This window comes from Achromobacter sp. MUI-25009338 (genome assembly GCF_057359325.1).
Genome location: NZ_CM170627.1, coordinates 2,956,750 through 2,973,371 on the forward strand (window position 1 = coordinate 2,956,750; position 16,622 = coordinate 2,973,371).

Consider the following 16,622-nt stretch of genomic DNA (forward strand, 5'->3'; position numbering starts at 1 on the left):
TCCGGTATTCCAAAAATCCACGCACAGTCTGAGGAGACACCCTATGCTGAACTTTCGTCCATTCGGATTGCGGCTGGCCGGCCGCATCGGAGCAGGGCTGCTGGCCGCGGGCCTGGCCCTGCCTGCGCTCGCGGAATATCCCGCGGACCGGCCCGTGCAGTTCATTTCGCCCTACGCGGCCGGCGGAGCGAACGATTACCTGACGCGCCTGATGGCCCGCTACATGGGCGAGTCGCTGAAGGCCAATATCGTGGTCGACAACAAAAGCGGCGCCAACGGCATGATAGGCGCGTCGGCCGTGGCCAAGTCCACGCCGGACGGCTACACCATCCTCATGGGCAACAGCGCCACGCACGGCACCAATCCCACGCTGTACAAGAAACAGCCCTACGACGCCAGCAAGGACTTCACGCCCGTGGCCATGGTGGCGTCGGTGCCCATCGTGATGGTGGTCAACGCCGGGCTGGGCATCGACAGCGTGCAGGACCTGCTGGCCTACGGCAAGACCCACCGCCTGTCCTTCGGCAGCAGCGGCGTGGGCGGCACGGGCCACCTCACCGGCGAGGCCTTCAAGGCCGCCACCGGCCTGGACATGGTGCACGTACCGTACAAGGGCGACAGCCCGGCCGTCACGGACGCGATGGGCGGCCAGGTCGACCTGGCCTTCGTGGGCACGGCCTCGGCCACCACGCAGCAGGCGTCCGGCCGCATCAAGATCCTGGCGGTCGCCCATCCGCAGCGCACGCGCGCGCTGCCCGACGTGCCCACCATGGCCGAGGCCGGCTATCCGGGGCTGGAGTTCTCGCAGTGGTATGCGCTGTTCGCGCCGGCCGGCACGCCCGAGGCCGTGGTGCAGAAACTGAACGCGGCCAACAAGGCCGCGCTGGCCAATCCCGAGGTGCAGAAAAGCCTGGACGCGCAATCGGCCGAAGGCGCCTACCGCACGCCGCAGGAGCTGGGCGCGTTCTACCAGTCGGAAATCGCGCGCTTCGGCGACTGGATCAGGAAACTGAAACTGTCTGCGGATTAAGCGCAGGATGGCGGGCGGCGCTGTCGGCCGCCCGCAAGGCCGTCAGGCCTGGGCTTCGGCGCGGGCGCGCTGCACGGCCGGGCGCGCCTCGACGCGCGCCAGGTAGTCGGTCAGCCTGGGAAACTTGGCCATGTCCACGCCGTCGGCTTCCAGCCAGCTGCCGATGGTGTACAGGTAGCCGTCGGACACGCTGTAGCGCTCGCCGGCGATCCAGGGGCCGGCGATCTGCGTTTCGAGGTAGGCCGCGCAGGCGGTCATGGCCTGCGGCACCTTGGCGCGCATGGCCTCGTGCGCGGCCGGATCGTCGGCCCAGCGCGCCCCGCGCCGCTTGTGCGCGTGCGCCACGTGGGCGGTGGAAGCCAGATAGCTGTTCAGTTCCTGCATGCGCGCGAACGCATACGGATCGTCCAGCGGCGCCAGCCCGGCCTCGGGAAACCGCTGCGCCACGAAGGCCAGCAGCGCCGGGGTTTCGGTCAGCACGCCGTGTTCGGTGGCCAGCGCGGGCACGCGGCCCTTGGGGTTGACGCGCAGGTACTCGGGGCTTTGCTGCTGCCCGGCGCTGAAATCCAGCTTGACCAGATCGAAGTCGGCGCCGGCTTCATGCAGGGCGATATGGGTGGCAAGCGCGCAAGTGCCAGGGGCGGAGTAAAAGGTCCAGCGGGACATCGGCATCCTCTTTCGGCAGGGTGAAAAAACCATTATCCCCCCATCGCGGCGGCCCTCCAAGACCGCGCCCGCCGGCCGGGAATTCAGGCCGCCGGCAGGTTGGACCAGCCCAGCAGGCCCACATAAATGCCCACGGCTATGATCAGCACCCCTGACAGGTACGGCGCCCGCCGCGCCAGCGCGCCCAGCCAGGGCGCATGCCGCGCCGCGTGGCGCACGCCCAGCGCCGCGACCGCGCCCACCGTCACCAGCGTGATGGCCAGCCCGATGGAAAAACACAGCACCAGCACCGCGCCCAGCGTGAACTCCTTCAATTGCAGACACAGCAGCAGCACCGTGATGGCGGCCGGACAGGGAATCAGGCCGCCGGTCAGGCCGAACAGCGCGATCTGCCAGTTGGTGACGCGCCGGTTGGCGAAGCGGCGCTGGATGTCGCTGGCGTGCGCGCGTTGGTGCGCGTCCTGGTATTGCCCATCGTCGTCGTGATGATGGTGGTGGTGATCGTGGTCGTGATGATGGTGGTGGTGATGATGGTGGCCGTGCGCCGCCTGCTGTTCGCGCCAGGTGCGCCAGCACATCCAGATCGCGATCAGCACGATGACCACGCCCGAGGCCAGCTGGAAGTAGGGCTCTATGGCCTCGGCGTCCACGCCTTGCCACAGCAGCATGCCGCCCAGGCCGATGCCCCAGACCACCAGGGTATGCGACACCGTCGCCGTCAGCCCCAGCAGCACCGCCTGCCACACCGTGCCGCGGATCGCGACGATGAAGGCGGCCATCATGGTCTTGGAGTGGCCGGGCTCCAGCCCGTGCAGGGCGCCCAGCAGGATGGCGCTGGGAATGAACAGCCAGGCGTGCGCGGCGCCCTGGGCAAGCAATTCGGAGAAGGACAGCATCAGGGGGGCGCCTACAGTTGCAAGGCGGCAATCTTATTCCCCCCCGGCGGGATTTGCGGACAATACCCATGACGCCCGCCGGGGCGTCATGGGCCCGCTTCAGTCGGCGTGCAGGTTGGTGCCCGGACGGTCCTTGACCAGCGTCACCGCGATGAACGATATCGCCGCCATCACGATGAGGTAGACGCCCACCATCCAGGACAGGCCAGTGGCCGTGATAATGGCCTGGGCGATCATGGCGGCGAAGGCGCCGCCGAAGATGGAGCCCAGCGCGTAGCCCGTGGACACGCCCGAATAGCGCACGTCCGCCGGGAACATCTCGGCATACAGCGCCGCCTGCGGGCCGTAGGTCAGGCCCAGCGGCACGGCCAGCACCACCAGGGCGAACGCGAACTTGGTGACGTCGCCCGAGTCGATGAAGCTCCACATCGGAATGGCCCACAGCGCCAGCAGCACGTAGCCCAGCTGGAAGGTGCGCACGCGGCCGATGCGGTCGCCCAGCCAGCCGCCCAGCAGCGTGGAGCCCAGCCAGCAGACCGCCGCCAGCGTGCAGATCATCAGCACTTCCTGGGCCGGCATGTGCAGCGCCCGGCTGCCGTAGCTGATGAAGAAGCCCACCAGCAGGTAACCGCCCGTGCTGTTGCCCACGAAGATCAGCGTCGTCAGCAGGATCTCGCGCGGATGCTTGCGCAGCAGCGTGCCCAGCGGCGCCGAGGAATGGCTGCGGCGCGAGCGCATCTCCAGGAACACCGGCGATTCCTCCACCGCGCGGCGGATGATCACGCCGACGATGATGAGCGCGATGGACAGCAGGAACGAAATGCGCCAGCCCCAGGCCATGAAGTTGTCCGAACCGATCGCCGCCGTGATGCACCACAGCACGCCGGTGGCCACGATCATGCCCAGCGGCACGCCGATCTGCGGAAAGGCGCCGAACAGCGCGCGGCGGTTGCCCGGCGCGTGCTCCACCGCCATCAGGGCCGCGCCGCCCCATTCGCCGCCGGCCGAGAAGCCCTGCAGCACCCGCAGCGCCACCAGCATGATGGGCGCCCAGATGCCGATCTGCGCGTAAGTGGGCAGCACGCCGATCAGCGACGTGGACACGCCCATCAGGATGAGCGTGGCGGCCAGCACCCGCTTGCGGCCGTAGCGGTCGCCCATGTAGCCGCAGAATATCGCGCCCAGCGGCCGGAACAGAAAGGCCACGCCCACCGTCGCGAACGACAGGATCAGCGACAACTCGGGGTTTTCTTTGGCGAAGGGGGAAAAGAACAGCGACCCCAGCACCAGGCCGGCGGCCTGGACGTAGATGAAATAGTCGTACCACTCGATGGCCGAACCGACCAGCGTGGCCGCCAGCACCTTGCGGTCTTCGGCGCTGACCAGTGCGCCGGGCGCAGCGGGAGCGCCCGCGGCGCCGGCGGCGGAAAGTTCTGTCTGCATGGATGTCTCCTTGGGGGGCTTGCAGCGGGTCCTGCTTTTGTGTGTTCTTCGGAGAGGACGCCGCCGCGCCGGGCGGGCGCGGCGGCGCAACTTGCCTTGCCCGTTCAGGCCGTGGCCGTTTCGGCCGCCGGCGCGGTCTGGGGCAGGGGGCGGGTGCCCGGGATACGCACGGCCTGCTCGATGTCGCCGAACAGGCTCTGGCCCGCGTCGTCGCGCATGCCGATGCGGACCCGGTCGCCATGCTTGAGGAAGGGCGTGCTGACCGCGCCGTCGCGCAGCTTTTCGCGCACCTGGGCCTCCACCAGGCAACAGACGCCGGCGGCGTCGCTGGCGTTGGAGATGGTGCCGCTGCCCAGCAGCGTGCCGGCGCCCAGGCGGCGGGTGCGGGCCGCATGCGCGATCAGTTCGCCGAAATGGAACTGCATTTCCTCGCCGGCCTGGGGCTGGCCGATCTGTTTGTCGTTGAGCCAGACGTGCATGGCGCGGTGCAGCTTGCCGCCGCGCCAGTAGGGCGACAGCTCGTCGGGCGTGACCAGCACGGGCGACAGCGCCGAGGCCGGCTTACCCTGCACGAAGCCGAAGCCCTTGGCCAGTTCCGGCAGCACGATGTTGCGCAGCGTCACGTCGTTGATGAGGCCCAGCAGCACCACGTGATCCAGCGCCTTGTCCGCGTCCACGCCCAGCGGCACGTCGTCGGTGACCACGATGACCTCGGCTTCCAGGTCCACGCCCAGGTCCTCGCTGGCGGCCGTGATGTCTTCGCGCGGCCCCATGAAGTCGTCCGAGCCGCCCTGATACATCACCGGATCGGTCAGGAACGAGGGCGGCATTTCGCCGCCGCGGGCGCGGCGCGTCAGGTCCACGTGGTTCAGGTAGGCCGAGGCGTCCAGCCATTGGTAGGCGCGCGGCAGCGGGGCGGCGCAGCGCGCCGGGTCGAAGGACTGGCTGGGGCCGGCGCCGGAATCCAGCGATTCGTATTCGGCCTGCAGCAGCGGGGCCTTGCGGGCCCAGTCGTCCAGCGCCTGCTGCAGGGTCGCGGCGATGTGCGCAACGGCGCGCATGCGCGTCAGGTTGCGGTTCACGACGACCAGTTCGCCATCGCGGGTGCCGTTCGTCAGGGTGGCGAGTTTCATATTCAGATTGCTCCGTAGATAGAGGGCGGCCCCCGCCAGGGGGGCCGCAGGATCAGGCGGTGAGCGCGGCCCACATCTCGCGATCGCGCTCGGCGGTCCAGACGCGCGGCACCGAAATGCCGCTGGCCTCGTCGAAGGCGCGGGAGATGTCGAACGGAATGCAGTGCTCGTAGATGAAGACGTGGCCGAACTTCGGATCCATCACGCGGCGCGTGTCTTCGTAGACCTGCTTCAGGCTCTTGCCCTTGGCCACGCCGTCCTGGGCGCAGCCGTACAGGGTCTGCACCCAGCTGCGCGTGTAGTCGATGGCTTCGCGGCAGCCTTCCGGCGTGGTCAGCGCGGGGCCGCGGCCCGGCACCATCTGGCGCGGCTGCAGCGCCTGCAGCTTGTCCAGCGTGGACGGCCAGTCGGCCAGGTGGGCGTCGCCGGTGTAGACGCCGGCGTTGAACTCCACCAGGTCCCCGGAGAAACAGATGCCCTGCGACGGAATCCACACCACCGAGTCGCCGCGCGTATGGGCGGACCCGAGGTGCAGCATGCGCACTTCCAGGCTGCCCAGGAAGATGGTCAGCTCGCGTTCGAACACCACCGTGGGCCAGGTCAGCCCGGGGATGGTCTCGACGGACTGGAACAGGCGCGGGAAGCGGCCGATCTCGGAATCCATGTCGGCCTGGCCGCGTTCCACGATCAGATCATGGGTGCCGCGGCTGGCGAACACGTTGACCGCGCCCTCGGCGGCGAAGGCCGAGGCCCCCAGTACGCGCACGGCATGGTAGTGGGTGAGGGCGACGTGGCGGATGGGCTTGTCGGTCACGCCGCGGATCGCGCGGATCAGGCCCTGCGCCATGGCCGGCGTGGCGGTCACGTCGACCACCATCACGCAGTCGTCGCCGATGATCACGCCCGAGTTGGGATCGCCGTCGGCCACATAGGCGTAGGCGTTCTCGGACAGGCGCTGGAAGGAGACCTTTTTTTCCGTCAGGTCGGCCTGGGAGGCGAAGGGTTTGCTCATGGTGTTCCTTTACTTGATGGGGGGGTGGCGGGCGGCCTCAGCCGGCGTGTTCACGGCGGCGCTCGGCGCTGCTGGTGCCGGTGGCGCCGGGCCTGAGGCCGGCGGCCTTGTCCAGGGTCCAGGCGGCCAGTTCGTCATGCGCGCTGCGGCGCTTGCGGCTGACGTATTCGTCCTTGGGCACGCGCACGGTCAGTTCCAGCCGGATGCCGTTGGGGTCGAAGAAATAGATCGAGCGGATGAAGTGGTGGTCCGTCGGGCCCACGACTTCGATGCCGTGTTCGACGAGCCGCCGGCGCATGCGCTCCAGTTCGGCCTCGCTGTCGATCTCCATGGCGAAGTGGTTGACCCAGCGCGGGGTGTCCGGATCGAACTCGCTCAGCCGGTTGTCGCCCAGGTCGAAGAAGGCGATGTAGGAGTGGTCCGCGAACTCGAAGAACAGGTGCACGTAGGGGCACAGTTCTCCGGTCGAGGGCACGCGCTCCTCCTTGATGACGTGGACCAGCGGCAGGCCCAGCACGTCTTCGTAGAAGCGGCGGGTCTCCTCGGCGTCGCGGCAGCGCCAGGCGAAGTGGTGCAGGCCCTTGATGGACTGGTTGGACTGCGATGGATTGAGCGTCATGGCGCCGTCTCCTTCAGGGTAGGGTCAGCGCCGGCGAATCCGGATGGTCCGCCAGCGTTTGGTCCAGGATCGCCTGGGCCCGGGGGCCGTCGTCCAGGGCTTCGATCAGGCACAGCGACAGCCGCGCGAGGCGGTCGCGTTGGGCCACGGGGTCGGGCACGTCCGTCAGCGCCACCAGGCGCTCGAGCAGATCGTCAAGCTGTTGCTGAGAAAGCGACATGGCTGGCATCTCCGAATTTGGGGAGGCTGCTGGCCTCCGGGAAGGATTGAAACGAGGAGGAGAGGGCGGAGGCCCGGCCGAGCGCCTCGGCCACCCAGGCCAGCAGCGCGTCGGGGTCCTGCACCTCGGGCGCGCTGGCGGCCATGACGTGCTGGTCGGGACGCAGCAGCCAGGCCTGGCCGTCCATCGCGACGCCGAGCTGGTGCGCCAGCGCGGCGCGCCCGCGTTCGTCGCACAGCGGGCCGACGGCCACCCATTTCACGAGGGCGTCCTGGTCCTGCGCGGCGGGCGCGCCGGCCGGCAGCGCGTCGCCGAACACCAGCACCGTGAACCACGGTCCGGCCACGTCGTACAGCGTCAGGCCATCGGCGCGGCGCAGCACGATGTTGGGCAGCGCGCGCCCGGCATGGGCGTGCGCGCCGCGCACCAGCGAGGAGGCCGGGTAGACGGCGGGCATGCACAGGCGGCCGGTATTGACCATGCGGGCCACGGTTTCGTGCGTCGGGGCCAGCGCGATGATGGCGTCGCGCCACATGGCGGCCGAGCTGCCGGGGGCCGGATAGACGAAGCGGGCGGAGCGGCGCGCCTGGCGGATGTTTTCCATCGCCGCGTGCCGGCGTTCCACGCTATAGGTGTCCAGCAGCGACTCGTCGGCCTTGCCGGCCAGCACCAGGGCGAGCTTCCAGCCCAGGTTGTCCGCGTCCTGGATGCCGCCGTTGCCGCCGCGCGCGCCGAAGGGCGCGAGCAGGTGGGCCGAGTCGCCGGCGAACAGCACGTGGTGGTGGCGCAGGTTGTCCAGGCATTCGTGGCGGTAGGCCCAGACGCCGTGCCAGGCGATGTCGAACTCCACTTTCTCGCCCAGCAGGTCCCAGACGCGCTGGCGCATGGATGCTTCGGTGACCGCCTGCGCGGCGTCCTCTTCGGGACGCAGCTGGAAGTCCAGGCGCCAGGTGTCGTCGGCCATCTTGTGGCGCCAGACCGCGCGGCCGTGGTTGCTCTGGGCGTCCAGCCAGGTCCAGCGCTCTTCGGGCCAGGTGGTGTTGCGCAGGACGATGTCGATAATGACCCAGCGGTCCTCGGTGCGGACGTGCACCCGCGGGCGCAGGCCCAGCATGCCGCAGATCGGGCTGTTGGCGCCGTCACAGGCAATCACCCATTGCGCGCTGACGCGGTAGGGGCCGTCCGGGGTCTCGACCTCCAGCGTGGCGGGGCCGTTCTTGCCCGGCTCGATGCCGGTGACCCGGTTCAGCCAGCGCAGCTCGGCCAGCGGCTCTTGCACCAGCGCATCGACCAGGAAGGACTCCAGGTAATACTGTTGCAGGTTCACGAAGCCGTTGTGGCGCATGTCGGGCTGGTCCTGCAGCGTGAAGGACGCCACGGCCTGGTCCTTGCACAGCACGCGGCCGACGTTCCAGTGCACGCCGGTGCCGACGATGTCGCCGACCGCGCGCAGCCGGTCCAGGATGTCCAGCGAGCGCTGGGCCCAGACCATGCCGCGCGAGGCCAGGCCGCGCACGCCGACCGTGTTGTCGTCATCCAGCACCACCACGGGCACGCCGCGGCGCGCCAGGTCCAGCGCCATCGTCAGGCCGGTCACGCCGGCCCCCACGACGACCACCGGATGCGGCTCGGCGCAAGGGTGGTCCATCTCCTCGGGTCGCTTGTAAGCGTAGATGGGAAGCTCTTTCATGGTTTTCCCTGATAGTTTGATTAATCTCATGGCACTGCGTTGCGGTTACCACTCTAGGAGCGTGTAATGGCTTCGTCATGTCCTCACGGACGAGGACACGCATCGGTCCTGGATGACCGTAGAATGGGAAAAAACACGCGCAAGCGGGGAATGACAGAACCATGGAAGAGACAAGCAATCCGCTACCCGCGGCGGCAGAGCCGGACCGATGGGTGGAGTCCGCCGTGATGGACCTGGGCGGTCCGATGTTCCATGCCGCGCTGCTGCTGTCCCTGCGCGAGGGCGTCGCCGCCGATCATGTGTCGCACGTGCTGTACGGCCATGACGGGCAGGTGCGGTACTCGTCGTCGGCCAGCCTGCTGAACCAGTCGCTCATCGAATGGACCACCAATGTCTATGTGGACGACGGCTTTTACCGCCGCGACCCCAATTACGCGCTGCTGCGCGACATGGCGTGCCAGCCCGAGCGCCATCCGGAGCCGATCATCCGCCCGGAGTCGCCCGAGCACATTTCGGACACGCAGTACCGGCGCGTGCTCTTCGAGCGCCCGGGATTCGCCAGCAAGATTTCGCTCATCGGCGCGCGCGGCGACGGCATCAGCTACGTGAACCTGTACTTTTCGCGCATGCACAGGCCCGAAGTCACCGAGCTTCTGCGGGTGCGCGCGCCGCTGCTGCTCGCGCTGGCGCGGCGCCACCACCAGTTGTGCGGCGCGCACGCCGAACCGGCGCGCGCGGCGAACTGGGCCTGTGGCCTGTCCTGGCGCGAGATCCAGGTGGCCGAACTGCTGCGCCAGGGCCATACCGCCAAGGAAGTGGGGCGCGAACTGGGCCTGTCGCCCACTACCGTGATCACCTACAAGAACCGCATCTTCAAGAAGAACAACGTGGCCAGCCTGAAGGAATTCCTGGTCAAGGCGCCGGCGGCGGCCGGCGGCATCGAAAAATCGTCCTGAACATTCCGCGCGCCGGCTCCGAACAATATCGGACGGATGGAAGGGGATAGCCCCGCGCTATGATGCCCCCTCCCAAACAGAGGCCCATCCCCCCGATATGCCGTTGGCGCGCTTGAAAGGGTGCTGCCGCTGGGTCTGGCGATCCCGGGCGCCGTGCCCGTGGTGCCGGCCGTGATCCTGGCGCAGACCCTGGTGGAGCTGCTCTGCGAACTGCTCTACGTCCGGCTGCTGCCGCGCCTGGGCGCGGCATCGTCATAGCCGCCGCCCAGCGCGCGATGCAGCGCCACGTCGATCGCGAAGCGTCGGCTGTCCAGCGCCGCCACCGCCCGTTTCTGCGTGGCCAGGCGGTCCTCCACGATCAGCACCGACTGGAAATCGGCCGCGCCGCCGGCGTAGCGCGCGCGCGCCAGTTCCCAGGCGCGCTGCTGCATGTCCAGCGCCTCGCGCGCATGGCGGATCTGTTCGTCCAGCGAGCGGCCATTGAGCACGATGCCGGCGATCTCGTTGAGCGCCTGCGCCAGCGCCGCGTCGTAGTTGGCGACCGCGGCGTCGTAATCCGCGCGCGCCACGCCGTAGGCGGCGCGGCGCCGGCCGGCGTCGAATATCGGCAGGCTGAAGGCCGCGCCGACCGAGCCGTAGTCCGCGCCGGACCGGAACAGGTTGCCCACGCCCAGGGCCTGCAGGCCCAGCGCCGCGCTCAGGTTGATATTCGGATAGAAGTCGGCCTCGCGCGCGTCGATCCGGCTGGACAGCGACTCCACGCGCCAACGCGCCGCGGTCAGGTCGGGCCGCCTGCCCAGCAGGTCGGCCGGCAGGTTGGCGGGCAGCCCGGCGGCGCGCAGCACCGGTCTGCCCGGCCGCCGGATCTCCAGCGCGGCGTCGGGGCCCAGGCCCAGCAGCGCCGCCAGGCGAAACCGCGCCAGCCCGATCTGTTCGTCCGACGCCGCCAGTTCGGCCTGCACCGCGGGCGGGCCGGCCTGGGCCTGGCGCAGATCGGCCTCGGAATCGTAGCCCGCGCGATAACGCATCCGCACCAGGCGCTCGCTTTCCTGCCGGATGCGCAGCACTTCCTCCAGCATGTCGCGGTCGTTGTACAGGCGCAGCAGGTCCGCGTAGACCGTGGCCACGGCGGTCGACAGGCTCAGTTCGGCGGCAGCGCCTTCGGCCTGCGCCGCCGACAGTTCCGACACCGCGGCCGACAGCAGCGCACGGTTCTTGCCCCAGAAATCGAATTCGTACGAAAACTCCAGCGCGGCGCGGGCGCTGTCGTTCCAGCCGCGCAGCGCATCGGCCACCGGCGCGCCGGTGGCGGTGCTGGGCTTGGCTTCGGCCACGCCGCCCGTCAGCCCCAGCTGCGGATACAGCGCGGCGCCGGCGCCTTGCACGCCGGCCTGCGCGCGCCGGATGCGGGCCTGCGCCACCGCCATGGACGGAGCCTGGGCCAGCGCCTGGCCGATCAGCCGGTCCAGCTGCGCATCGCCGTAGCCCGTCCACCATTGGCGCGCCGGCCACTCGGCCCGCGGCGCCGCCAGGCTGCGGTTGCTGGCCAGTTCGCGCGCGGCGGCCGGAACCGGCTTGTCGCCGAGGTCGGGCGGCGTCACGCAGGCCGACAGCAGCAAGGCCGCGGCGAGGCCCAGGGCAGGGGCGAAATGGCGGGTTTTCATGATTGCTCCTCGCTCGCGCAGGTGAAGGCCGGATAGAACAGGCGCAGCGGATTCCACGCGGCCTGCGCCCCGGGGCGGGAATCGATGGCGATGGTCGGCACGGCCGACATGCCCGCGCCCAGCCGCTCCAGCCCGGGCTGGCCGGAATCGAGCAGGATGCGCACGGTAAAGCGGCGCACGATCTTGGTGAAATTGCCGGTGGCGTTGTCCGGCGGAATCACGGCGAACTCCGAGCCGCTGGCGCCGGCCACGCTTTCTACGGTGGCGCAGTAGCGCGCGTCCGGAATCGCGTCCACGCGCACGCTGACCCGGTCGCCCGGACGGATGCGGGCCAGCTGGGTTTCTTTCAAATTGGCCTCGACCCACAGATCGCGGGTGGGCGCCACCGCCATCAGCCGCGTGCCGACGGCCACATATTCGCCGGGCCGCACGTTGCGACCCGCCACGCGGCCTTCGCGCGGCGCCACGATGGTGGTGGCGGCCAGGTCGTTGCGGGCCTTCTCCAGCCTGGCCTCGGCGCTGTCGCGGCTGGCCAGCGCGGCCTCGCGCTGCGCCTGCAGCACGTTGAGCTGCTGGCGGGCGTAGTCGGCCTGCGCCTGGTTCTGGCTGAGCGCGGAGGCGGCCCTGATGTGTTCCGCGCTGGCCTGGTCGTACAGCGCGCGGCTGACGCCGCCTTGCTGCACCAGCGATTGCGCGCGCCGGAAATCCGCCTGCGAACGCTCGGCCTGCGCGCGGGCCGACGTCACGGTGGCCTGGGCGATGCGTATCTGGGTCGCCTGCAGCGTTTGCTGCGCGCCGATCTGCTCCAGCGTGGCGCGGGCCAGCGCCACGGCGGATTCCGCGTCGGCCACCGCCGCCTCGTAATCCCTGGGATCGATCTGCACCAGCCGCTGGCCGGCCTGCACCTTGCGGTTGTTCTCCGTATCCACGCTCTGGACATAGCCGCTGACCTTGGTGCCCACATAGGTCAGGTCGCCCTTGACGTAGGCGTTGTCGGTGCGCTCGTAAGGGGTGGCGCCGTGCCACAGCGCATAGGCGCCGTAGACCAGGCCGCCCAGCGCCAGCACGATGGCCGACGCCGCCAGGACGCGGTGGCTGGTGTGCAGGATGACCTGGCGCACGCTGGGAGCAGGGGAGGAAGTGGTTGCGGTACTCATGGAACAGCCTCTAGCGAAGTGCGATCTCAAACGGGGTTGGCGGACGGGACGGGAGCCGGCGGCGCGAGCGGACTGGGCAGCCGCGGCAGCGCCCATACCAGCACCGCGCCCAGCAGCAGCAGGCCGGCGGCCAGCAGGAAGGCGTCGCCGTAGCTCAGCGTGTAGGCCTGGCCCGCCACGCTGCGCGCCAGGCGGCCGACGGCCGCGGCCTGCGCGCCGCCCGGATCGGATACCCAGTCGGCCAGGCCGGAGGCCGTCTGCCGCAGCCGGGCGGCGGGTTCGCTGGCCAGCCAGCCCACGCTTTCGGTCAGCACGGCGGAGTGGTATTTTTCGCGCTCGTTGACCACGTGGCTGAACACGGCGATGCCGCTGACCAGCCCCAGCACGCGCGAGTAGTTGAAGATGATTCCGCAGGTCGCGCCGTCGGTCTTGCCGATGCCGTAGACCGCGAAGCGCAGCGTCGCCACGGAGAACAGGCCCTGGCCCAGCCCGGCCACCAGCAGCGCGGGCGCGAAATTCTGCGCCGTCCAGTCGGGACTGAGCGAGGCGCTCAGCACGCAGGCCAGCGCGAACAGGCCCAGGCTGGCGCTGAGCACCAGGCGCTGGTCCACGCGCGGCGCCAGCCAGAACGCGACGGGCAGGGCGGCCAGCGTGCCGGCCGACAGCGGCAGCAGCATGGAAGAGATCTGCTCCAGCCGGAAGCCGTGGATGCGCATCAGGTACTGCGGCGCGATCCAGACCGCGAACAGCGTGCCGAAGCGGAAAATGATCTGCAGCACGATGGCCCAGCTGAACGTGGACTTGCGGAATATCTCCAGGTGCAAAAGCGGCCGGTTGGCGCGCAGCAGGCTGGCCGCGCCCAGTCCCATGCCCACCAGGCCCATCAGCAGGCAGGCGCTGATCCACCAGCTCTCGAACCAGAAATGCCGTTCGCCTTCCGAGATCGCGATGACCAGCGCGCTCAGGCTGGCCGACAGCAGCGCGTAGCTGGGCCAGTCCTTTACTTTCAGGTAGTGGATGTCGCCGCGATCCTGCGGCAGCGCGCGCCGCGCCAGCAGGTAGTAGCCCGCGCCCAGCGCGGCCTGGGCCCAGAACAGCATGCGCCAACCGCCCAGCGCCACCAGCTCGGCCGCCAGCCATCCCGCCAGCCCGACCCCGAGCGAGGTGGCCGCGGCGAACGCCGCCAGCCCGCGCACCTGGGCGCGCCCCGGCGGCAGGCTGGTCATGACCAACAGGAACATCAGCACCGGCAGCATGCCGCCGAAGAATCCCTGCGCAAAGCGCATCACCAGCGCCCAGGCCAATTGCGGCGACAGCGCCACGGCCGCCGACGCCAGCGCGAAGCCCAGGCCGGCCCAGCGCATGCTGCGGCCGCGTCCGAAGGCGGCGGCCGACGTCATCACGATGGGCAGGCAGAAGATCTGGCCGACGTTGTATATCGTCGTCAGCCACGCGGTCGCGTCCGCGCTGGCCGACAGGCCTCCGCCGATGTCGCCTTGTGCCAGGATTGCTGCCAGCGGAAAGGTGGAGCCTATCGCGGCGCCCAGCGCGGCGACGGCCAGCGCATAGAGGCGGCCCGGGAGGGGAGGAGGAGCGGTTGACATCGGGTGCCCTATAAATACCGTTAGTATCGTTAGGCCAAAATATATACTCTCGGTATCGTTAAGACAATCCGATTTCGACGAGAATTACCTACATCCGTAGAACAGTCCGATGCGCGCATGGCGATATGCAGCCGCGCCGGACCGAGGGCGTTGCAACCAGGAGCAGCCGACGTGGAATCCAGGACCCAGAAGCGATCGCGCGTGTCGCACGGCGCCGTGCGCAGCGAGGAAACCCACCGCGCCATCATCGAGGCGGCCGCCGCCATCCTCGAGGAATCCGGCTACGCCGGCTTCACACTGGACGCCGTGGTCAAGCGGGCCGGCTCCAGCAAGCCTTCCATCTACCGCTGGTGGAAGAACAAGGCGGCGCTCATCGTCGAGGTCTACGAGCGCTCGGGCGAAGCCGGGCTGGCCACCTCGCGCCAAGGCGATCTGCGCGCTGAACTCACCGATTTCCTGGCCGCGCTGTGGCACTGGTGGAGCGGCACGCGCGCCGGCGAAGCGCTGCGCAGCATCGTCGCCGAAGCCCAGTCCGACCCGCAGACGCTGAGCCTGCTGCGCGATGAATTCGTCGACCGCCGCAAGAACAATCTGCGGGAGATTTTCCAGCGCGCCTGCGACCGCGGGGAAGTGCGCAACGGCCCCGAGATCGAGGCCGCGATTTCGCTCGCGATGGGCGCGAGCTGGCTGCACCTGCTGACCGGCACGCTGGGCGACACCGGTCTGTGCGAGGCCTATGCGGACATACTGATCCGCGGACTGGGCGCCGGACCGGCCTAGCGCGCGCCCGACACGCCGACGTTGGCGCCCGACACGTAGCCGGCCGCCGGCGACAGCAGCCACATCACGGTGTCGGCGACCTCGACGGCGGTGCCGGGGCGCTGCATCGGCAATTGCGGCGCCATCTGCGCGAGCCGTTCGCGCGAGTGGATCTCCGTGTCGATGACGCCCGGCGCCACGGCGTTCACGCGTATCCCCTCGGCGGCCACCTCCTGGGCCAGCCCGAAGGTCAGCGCTTCCAGCGCGCGCTTGCTGGCTGCGTAATGCACGTTGCGCCCGGCCGCGCCCAACCGCGCGGCCGCCGAGGACATGTTGACGATATTGCCGCCCTTGCCGCCATGGCGCGTCGACATCCGGCGTATGGCCTCGCCGCAGCACAGAAAGCTGCCCATGACGTTGAGCGCGAAAATCGCCTGCAGGTCCGGCGCCTCCAGCGCGTCCACGCGGCCGATGCGCCCGCTGGTGCCGGCGTTGTTGACCAGCGCGGTCAGGCTGCCCAGCTCGCGGTCGGCCTGGCGGAACATGGCGGCGATCTGCGCGGCGTCGGCCACGTCGGCCTGCACCGTCAGCGCCTTGCGGCCGTGGCCGCGGACTTGCTCGGCCACCGCCTGCGCCTGTTCCTCGTTGCTGCGGTAGTTGATGCATACGTCATAGCCGTCGCGCGCGGCCCGCTCGCAGATCGCCGCGCCGATGCCGCGGCTGCCGCCGGTCACCAGAATGACGCCGCGCGGGGCGCTGTCCGTGGTCTGTTGCATGTCGTCTCCTCGGTCGTCGGTCAGCGCGCCTGCGCCAGTTCGGGGTTGTCCTGCGCCAGCTGCTTCCACGCGCGCACGTCGCCGGCCACGCGCGCGGCCAGCTGCGCGGGCGTGCTGGACTGTATGGTCAGGCCGTCCTCGGCCAGGCGTTCCAGCGTGGGATCGGCCAGCGCGGCCCGGGTGGCCTGCGCCAGCCGGTCTATCACCGCGGGCGGCGTGCCTCTGGGCGCGAACACGCCGTTCCAGCTCACCAGGTCCAGCGACGCCACGCCGGCCTCGGCAAAGGTGCGGACCTCGGGCAGGGCGGCGATGCGGTCCTTCGACAGCACGGCGATGGGCTTGAGCACGCCGTTGCGGATGAAAGGCAGCAGCACCGGCGGCTGCCCCATCACCAGATTGGTGCGTCCGCCTATGGTGTCGGTCACCGCGGGCGCACCGCCCTTGTAGGGCACGTGCAGCAGTTCGATGCCGGCGCGCGCGCCCAGCACGTTGACGTAGAGCTGCAGCTGCGCCGACGCGATGCTGATGGCCCTGGGCTGGGCGCGGGCCGCGTGGATCAGTTCTTCGGGCGTGGAGAATTTCTGTTCCTTGTTGCTCGCGATCATCTGCGGAGAGGTCAGGATCAGGCTGACCGGCGCCAGCGCGGTAGTCGGGTCGATGGCGGGGAAGGGGCCGAAGGTCAGCGTCTGCGTCATCTGCCCTGTGCCGTACAGCAGGGTGTAGCCGTCGGGCTCGGCGTCGGCCACCAGCTTGTTGCCGATATTGGTGGAGGCGCCCGGCCGGTTTTCCACCACCACGGTCTGCTTCAGTTCACGTCCCAGCAGGTCCGCGTACTGGCGGGCGACCAGATCGGTGGTGCCGCCCACCGCGTACGGCACGATCATGCGGATGGGCCGGGACGGATAGTCTGGCTGTGCGGCGGCGGCCGTCGCCGCATGGCCGGCAAAGCATACGGAAATGGCGCCAGCCAGCGCGCGCAGTCTGCTTCCCATGTCGT

16 protein-coding genes and 1 pseudogene are annotated in these 16,622 nt (G+C 69.6%); 4 read left to right on the forward strand and 13 right to left on the reverse strand.

Features of this window, described 5'->3' with window-relative positions:
- Window positions 1–43: 43 nt before the first annotated feature.
- Window positions 44–1,030: a Bug family tripartite tricarboxylate transporter substrate binding protein gene (locus tag AC1IQ6_RS14065; protein ID WP_485864770.1), complete on the forward strand. Its 987-nt coding sequence runs from the start codon at window positions 44–46 to the stop codon at window positions 1,028–1,030.
- A 42-nt stretch (window positions 1,031–1,072) separates the two neighbouring features.
- Here the strand turns inward: AC1IQ6_RS14065 and AC1IQ6_RS14070 are convergent, their stop codons facing one another.
- The 8 genes from AC1IQ6_RS14070 to AC1IQ6_RS14105 all read right to left on the reverse strand — a co-directional run bounded on the left by AC1IQ6_RS14070 (window position 1,073) and on the right by AC1IQ6_RS14105 (window position 8,709).
- Window positions 1,073–1,696: a glutathione S-transferase family protein gene (locus tag AC1IQ6_RS14070; protein ID WP_485864771.1), complete on the reverse strand. Its 624-nt coding sequence runs from the start codon at window positions 1,694–1,696 to the stop codon at window positions 1,073–1,075.
- A gap of 83 nt (window positions 1,697–1,779) precedes the next feature.
- Complete coding sequence (locus tag AC1IQ6_RS14075; protein ID WP_111825159.1) at window positions 1,780–2,592, reverse strand: nickel/cobalt efflux transporter; 813 nt, start codon at window positions 2,590–2,592, stop codon at window positions 1,780–1,782.
- Window positions 2,593–2,691: 99 nt separating this feature from the next.
- Entirely contained in the window at window positions 2,692–4,035 is a 1,344-nt protein-coding gene (locus tag AC1IQ6_RS14080; RefSeq protein ID WP_111825160.1) for an MFS transporter, read from the reverse strand.
- Window positions 4,036–4,139: 104 nt separating this feature from the next.
- The gene (locus AC1IQ6_RS14085) at window positions 4,140–5,168 is read right to left on the reverse strand and encodes a fumarylacetoacetate hydrolase family protein (RefSeq protein WP_485864772.1); all 1,029 of its coding nucleotides are present in this window, start codon (window positions 5,166–5,168) and stop codon (window positions 4,140–4,142) included.
- A 52-nt stretch (window positions 5,169–5,220) separates the two neighbouring features.
- Window positions 5,221–6,180, reverse strand: a complete 960-nt coding sequence (locus AC1IQ6_RS14090; RefSeq protein ID WP_111825162.1) for an MBL fold metallo-hydrolase — start codon at window positions 6,178–6,180, stop codon at window positions 5,221–5,223.
- A gap of 37 nt (window positions 6,181–6,217) precedes the next feature.
- Window positions 6,218–6,799, reverse strand: a complete 582-nt coding sequence (locus AC1IQ6_RS14095; RefSeq protein ID WP_485864773.1) for a VOC family protein — start codon at window positions 6,797–6,799, stop codon at window positions 6,218–6,220.
- 13 nt (window positions 6,800–6,812) lie between these two features.
- Window positions 6,813–7,019 carry a DUF2783 domain-containing protein gene (locus AC1IQ6_RS14100; RefSeq protein WP_209165365.1) on the reverse strand — a complete coding sequence of 69 codons (207 nt, stop codon included), beginning with the start codon at window positions 7,017–7,019 and terminating at the stop codon, window positions 6,813–6,815.
- The gene (locus AC1IQ6_RS14105) at window positions 6,994–8,709 is read right to left on the reverse strand and encodes an FAD-dependent oxidoreductase (RefSeq protein WP_485864774.1); all 1,716 of its coding nucleotides are present in this window, start codon (window positions 8,707–8,709) and stop codon (window positions 6,994–6,996) included. Before AC1IQ6_RS14105 ends, AC1IQ6_RS14100 begins: the two co-directional genes overlap by 26 nt.
- Window positions 8,710–8,870: 161 nt before the next feature.
- On the opposite strand from AC1IQ6_RS14105, the gene AC1IQ6_RS14110 reads away from it, so the two are divergent.
- On the forward strand, window positions 8,871–9,665 hold the full coding sequence (locus tag AC1IQ6_RS14110; RefSeq protein WP_111825166.1) for a helix-turn-helix transcriptional regulator: 795 nt from the start codon (window positions 8,871–8,873) through the stop codon (window positions 9,663–9,665).
- 120 nt (window positions 9,666–9,785) lie between these two features.
- Window positions 9,786–9,923, forward strand: a pseudogene (locus AC1IQ6_RS14115) (arsenic resistance protein); the annotation flags it as partial.
- Here AC1IQ6_RS14115 and AC1IQ6_RS14120 read toward each other — a convergent pair.
- The 3 genes from AC1IQ6_RS14120 to AC1IQ6_RS14130 are packed head-to-tail and all read right to left on the reverse strand — an operon-like array spanning window position 9,881 to window position 14,090.
- Complete coding sequence (locus tag AC1IQ6_RS14120; RefSeq protein WP_485864775.1) at window positions 9,881–11,329, reverse strand: efflux transporter outer membrane subunit; 1,449 nt, start codon at window positions 11,327–11,329, stop codon at window positions 9,881–9,883. The pseudogene AC1IQ6_RS14115 and the gene AC1IQ6_RS14120 sit on opposite strands and share 43 nt — an antisense overlap.
- Window positions 11,326–12,486, reverse strand: coding sequence for an HlyD family secretion protein (locus tag AC1IQ6_RS14125; protein ID WP_485864776.1), 1,161 nt, complete (start codon window positions 12,484–12,486; stop codon window positions 11,326–11,328). Before AC1IQ6_RS14125 ends, AC1IQ6_RS14120 begins: the two co-directional genes overlap by 4 nt.
- Before the next feature lie 26 nt (window positions 12,487–12,512).
- The gene (locus AC1IQ6_RS14130; RefSeq protein ID WP_485864777.1) at window positions 12,513–14,090 is read right to left on the reverse strand and encodes an MFS transporter; all 1,578 of its coding nucleotides are present in this window, start codon (window positions 14,088–14,090) and stop codon (window positions 12,513–12,515) included.
- 171 nt (window positions 14,091–14,261) lie between these two features.
- On the opposite strand from AC1IQ6_RS14130, the gene AC1IQ6_RS14135 reads away from it, so the two are divergent.
- Entirely contained in the window at window positions 14,262–14,870 is a 609-nt protein-coding gene (locus AC1IQ6_RS14135; protein ID WP_209165360.1) for a TetR/AcrR family transcriptional regulator, read from the forward strand.
- Here AC1IQ6_RS14135 and AC1IQ6_RS14140 read toward each other — a convergent pair.
- Together AC1IQ6_RS14140 and AC1IQ6_RS14145 are read right to left on the reverse strand one after the other, a co-directional pair.
- The gene (locus AC1IQ6_RS14140; RefSeq protein WP_209165359.1) at window positions 14,867–15,625 is read right to left on the reverse strand and encodes an SDR family oxidoreductase; all 759 of its coding nucleotides are present in this window, start codon (window positions 15,623–15,625) and stop codon (window positions 14,867–14,869) included. The genes AC1IQ6_RS14135 and AC1IQ6_RS14140 overlap by 4 nt on opposite strands.
- A 20-nt stretch (window positions 15,626–15,645) precedes the next feature.
- The gene (locus AC1IQ6_RS14145) at window positions 15,646–16,617 is read right to left on the reverse strand and encodes a tripartite tricarboxylate transporter substrate-binding protein (protein ID WP_485864778.1); all 972 of its coding nucleotides are present in this window, start codon (window positions 16,615–16,617) and stop codon (window positions 15,646–15,648) included.
- Window positions 16,618–16,622: the final 5 nt, after the last annotated feature.

Coding starts and splice junctions, on each gene's coding strand:
- AC1IQ6_RS14125 (WP_485864776.1), bottom strand. CDS start 12,486: ATGAGTACCGCAACCACTTCCTCCCCTGCTCCCAGCGTGCGCCAGGTC.
- AC1IQ6_RS14100 (WP_209165365.1), bottom strand. CDS start 7,019: ATGTCGCTTTCTCAGCAACAGCTTGACGATCTGCTCGAGCGCCTGGTG.
- AC1IQ6_RS14140 (WP_209165359.1), bottom strand. CDS start 15,625: ATGCAACAGACCACGGACAGCGCCCCGCGCGGCGTCATTCTGGTGACC.
- AC1IQ6_RS14110 (WP_111825166.1), top strand. CDS start 8,871: ATGGAAGAGACAAGCAATCCGCTACCCGCGGCGGCAGAGCCGGACCGA.
- AC1IQ6_RS14075 (WP_111825159.1), bottom strand. CDS start 2,592: ATGCTGTCCTTCTCCGAATTGCTTGCCCAGGGCGCCGCGCACGCCTGG.
- AC1IQ6_RS14090 (WP_111825162.1), bottom strand. CDS start 6,180: ATGAGCAAACCCTTCGCCTCCCAGGCCGACCTGACGGAAAAAAAGGTC.
- AC1IQ6_RS14095 (WP_485864773.1), bottom strand. CDS start 6,799: ATGACGCTCAATCCATCGCAGTCCAACCAGTCCATCAAGGGCCTGCAC.
- AC1IQ6_RS14085 (WP_485864772.1), bottom strand. CDS start 5,168: ATGAAACTCGCCACCCTGACGAACGGCACCCGCGATGGCGAACTGGTC.
- AC1IQ6_RS14145 (WP_485864778.1), bottom strand. CDS start 16,617: ATGGGAAGCAGACTGCGCGCGCTGGCTGGCGCCATTTCCGTATGCTTT.
- AC1IQ6_RS14130 (WP_485864777.1), bottom strand. CDS start 14,090: ATGTCAACCGCTCCTCCTCCCCTCCCGGGCCGCCTCTATGCGCTGGCC.
- AC1IQ6_RS14080 (WP_111825160.1), bottom strand. CDS start 4,035: ATGCAGACAGAACTTTCCGCCGCCGGCGCCGCGGGCGCTCCCGCTGCG.
- AC1IQ6_RS14120 (WP_485864775.1), bottom strand. CDS start 11,329: ATGAAAACCCGCCATTTCGCCCCTGCCCTGGGCCTCGCCGCGGCCTTG.
- AC1IQ6_RS14065 (WP_485864770.1), top strand. CDS start 44: ATGCTGAACTTTCGTCCATTCGGATTGCGGCTGGCCGGCCGCATCGGA.
- AC1IQ6_RS14105 (WP_485864774.1), bottom strand. CDS start 8,709: ATGAAAGAGCTTCCCATCTACGCTTACAAGCGACCCGAGGAGATGGAC.
- AC1IQ6_RS14070 (WP_485864771.1), bottom strand. CDS start 1,696: ATGTCCCGCTGGACCTTTTACTCCGCCCCTGGCACTTGCGCGCTTGCC.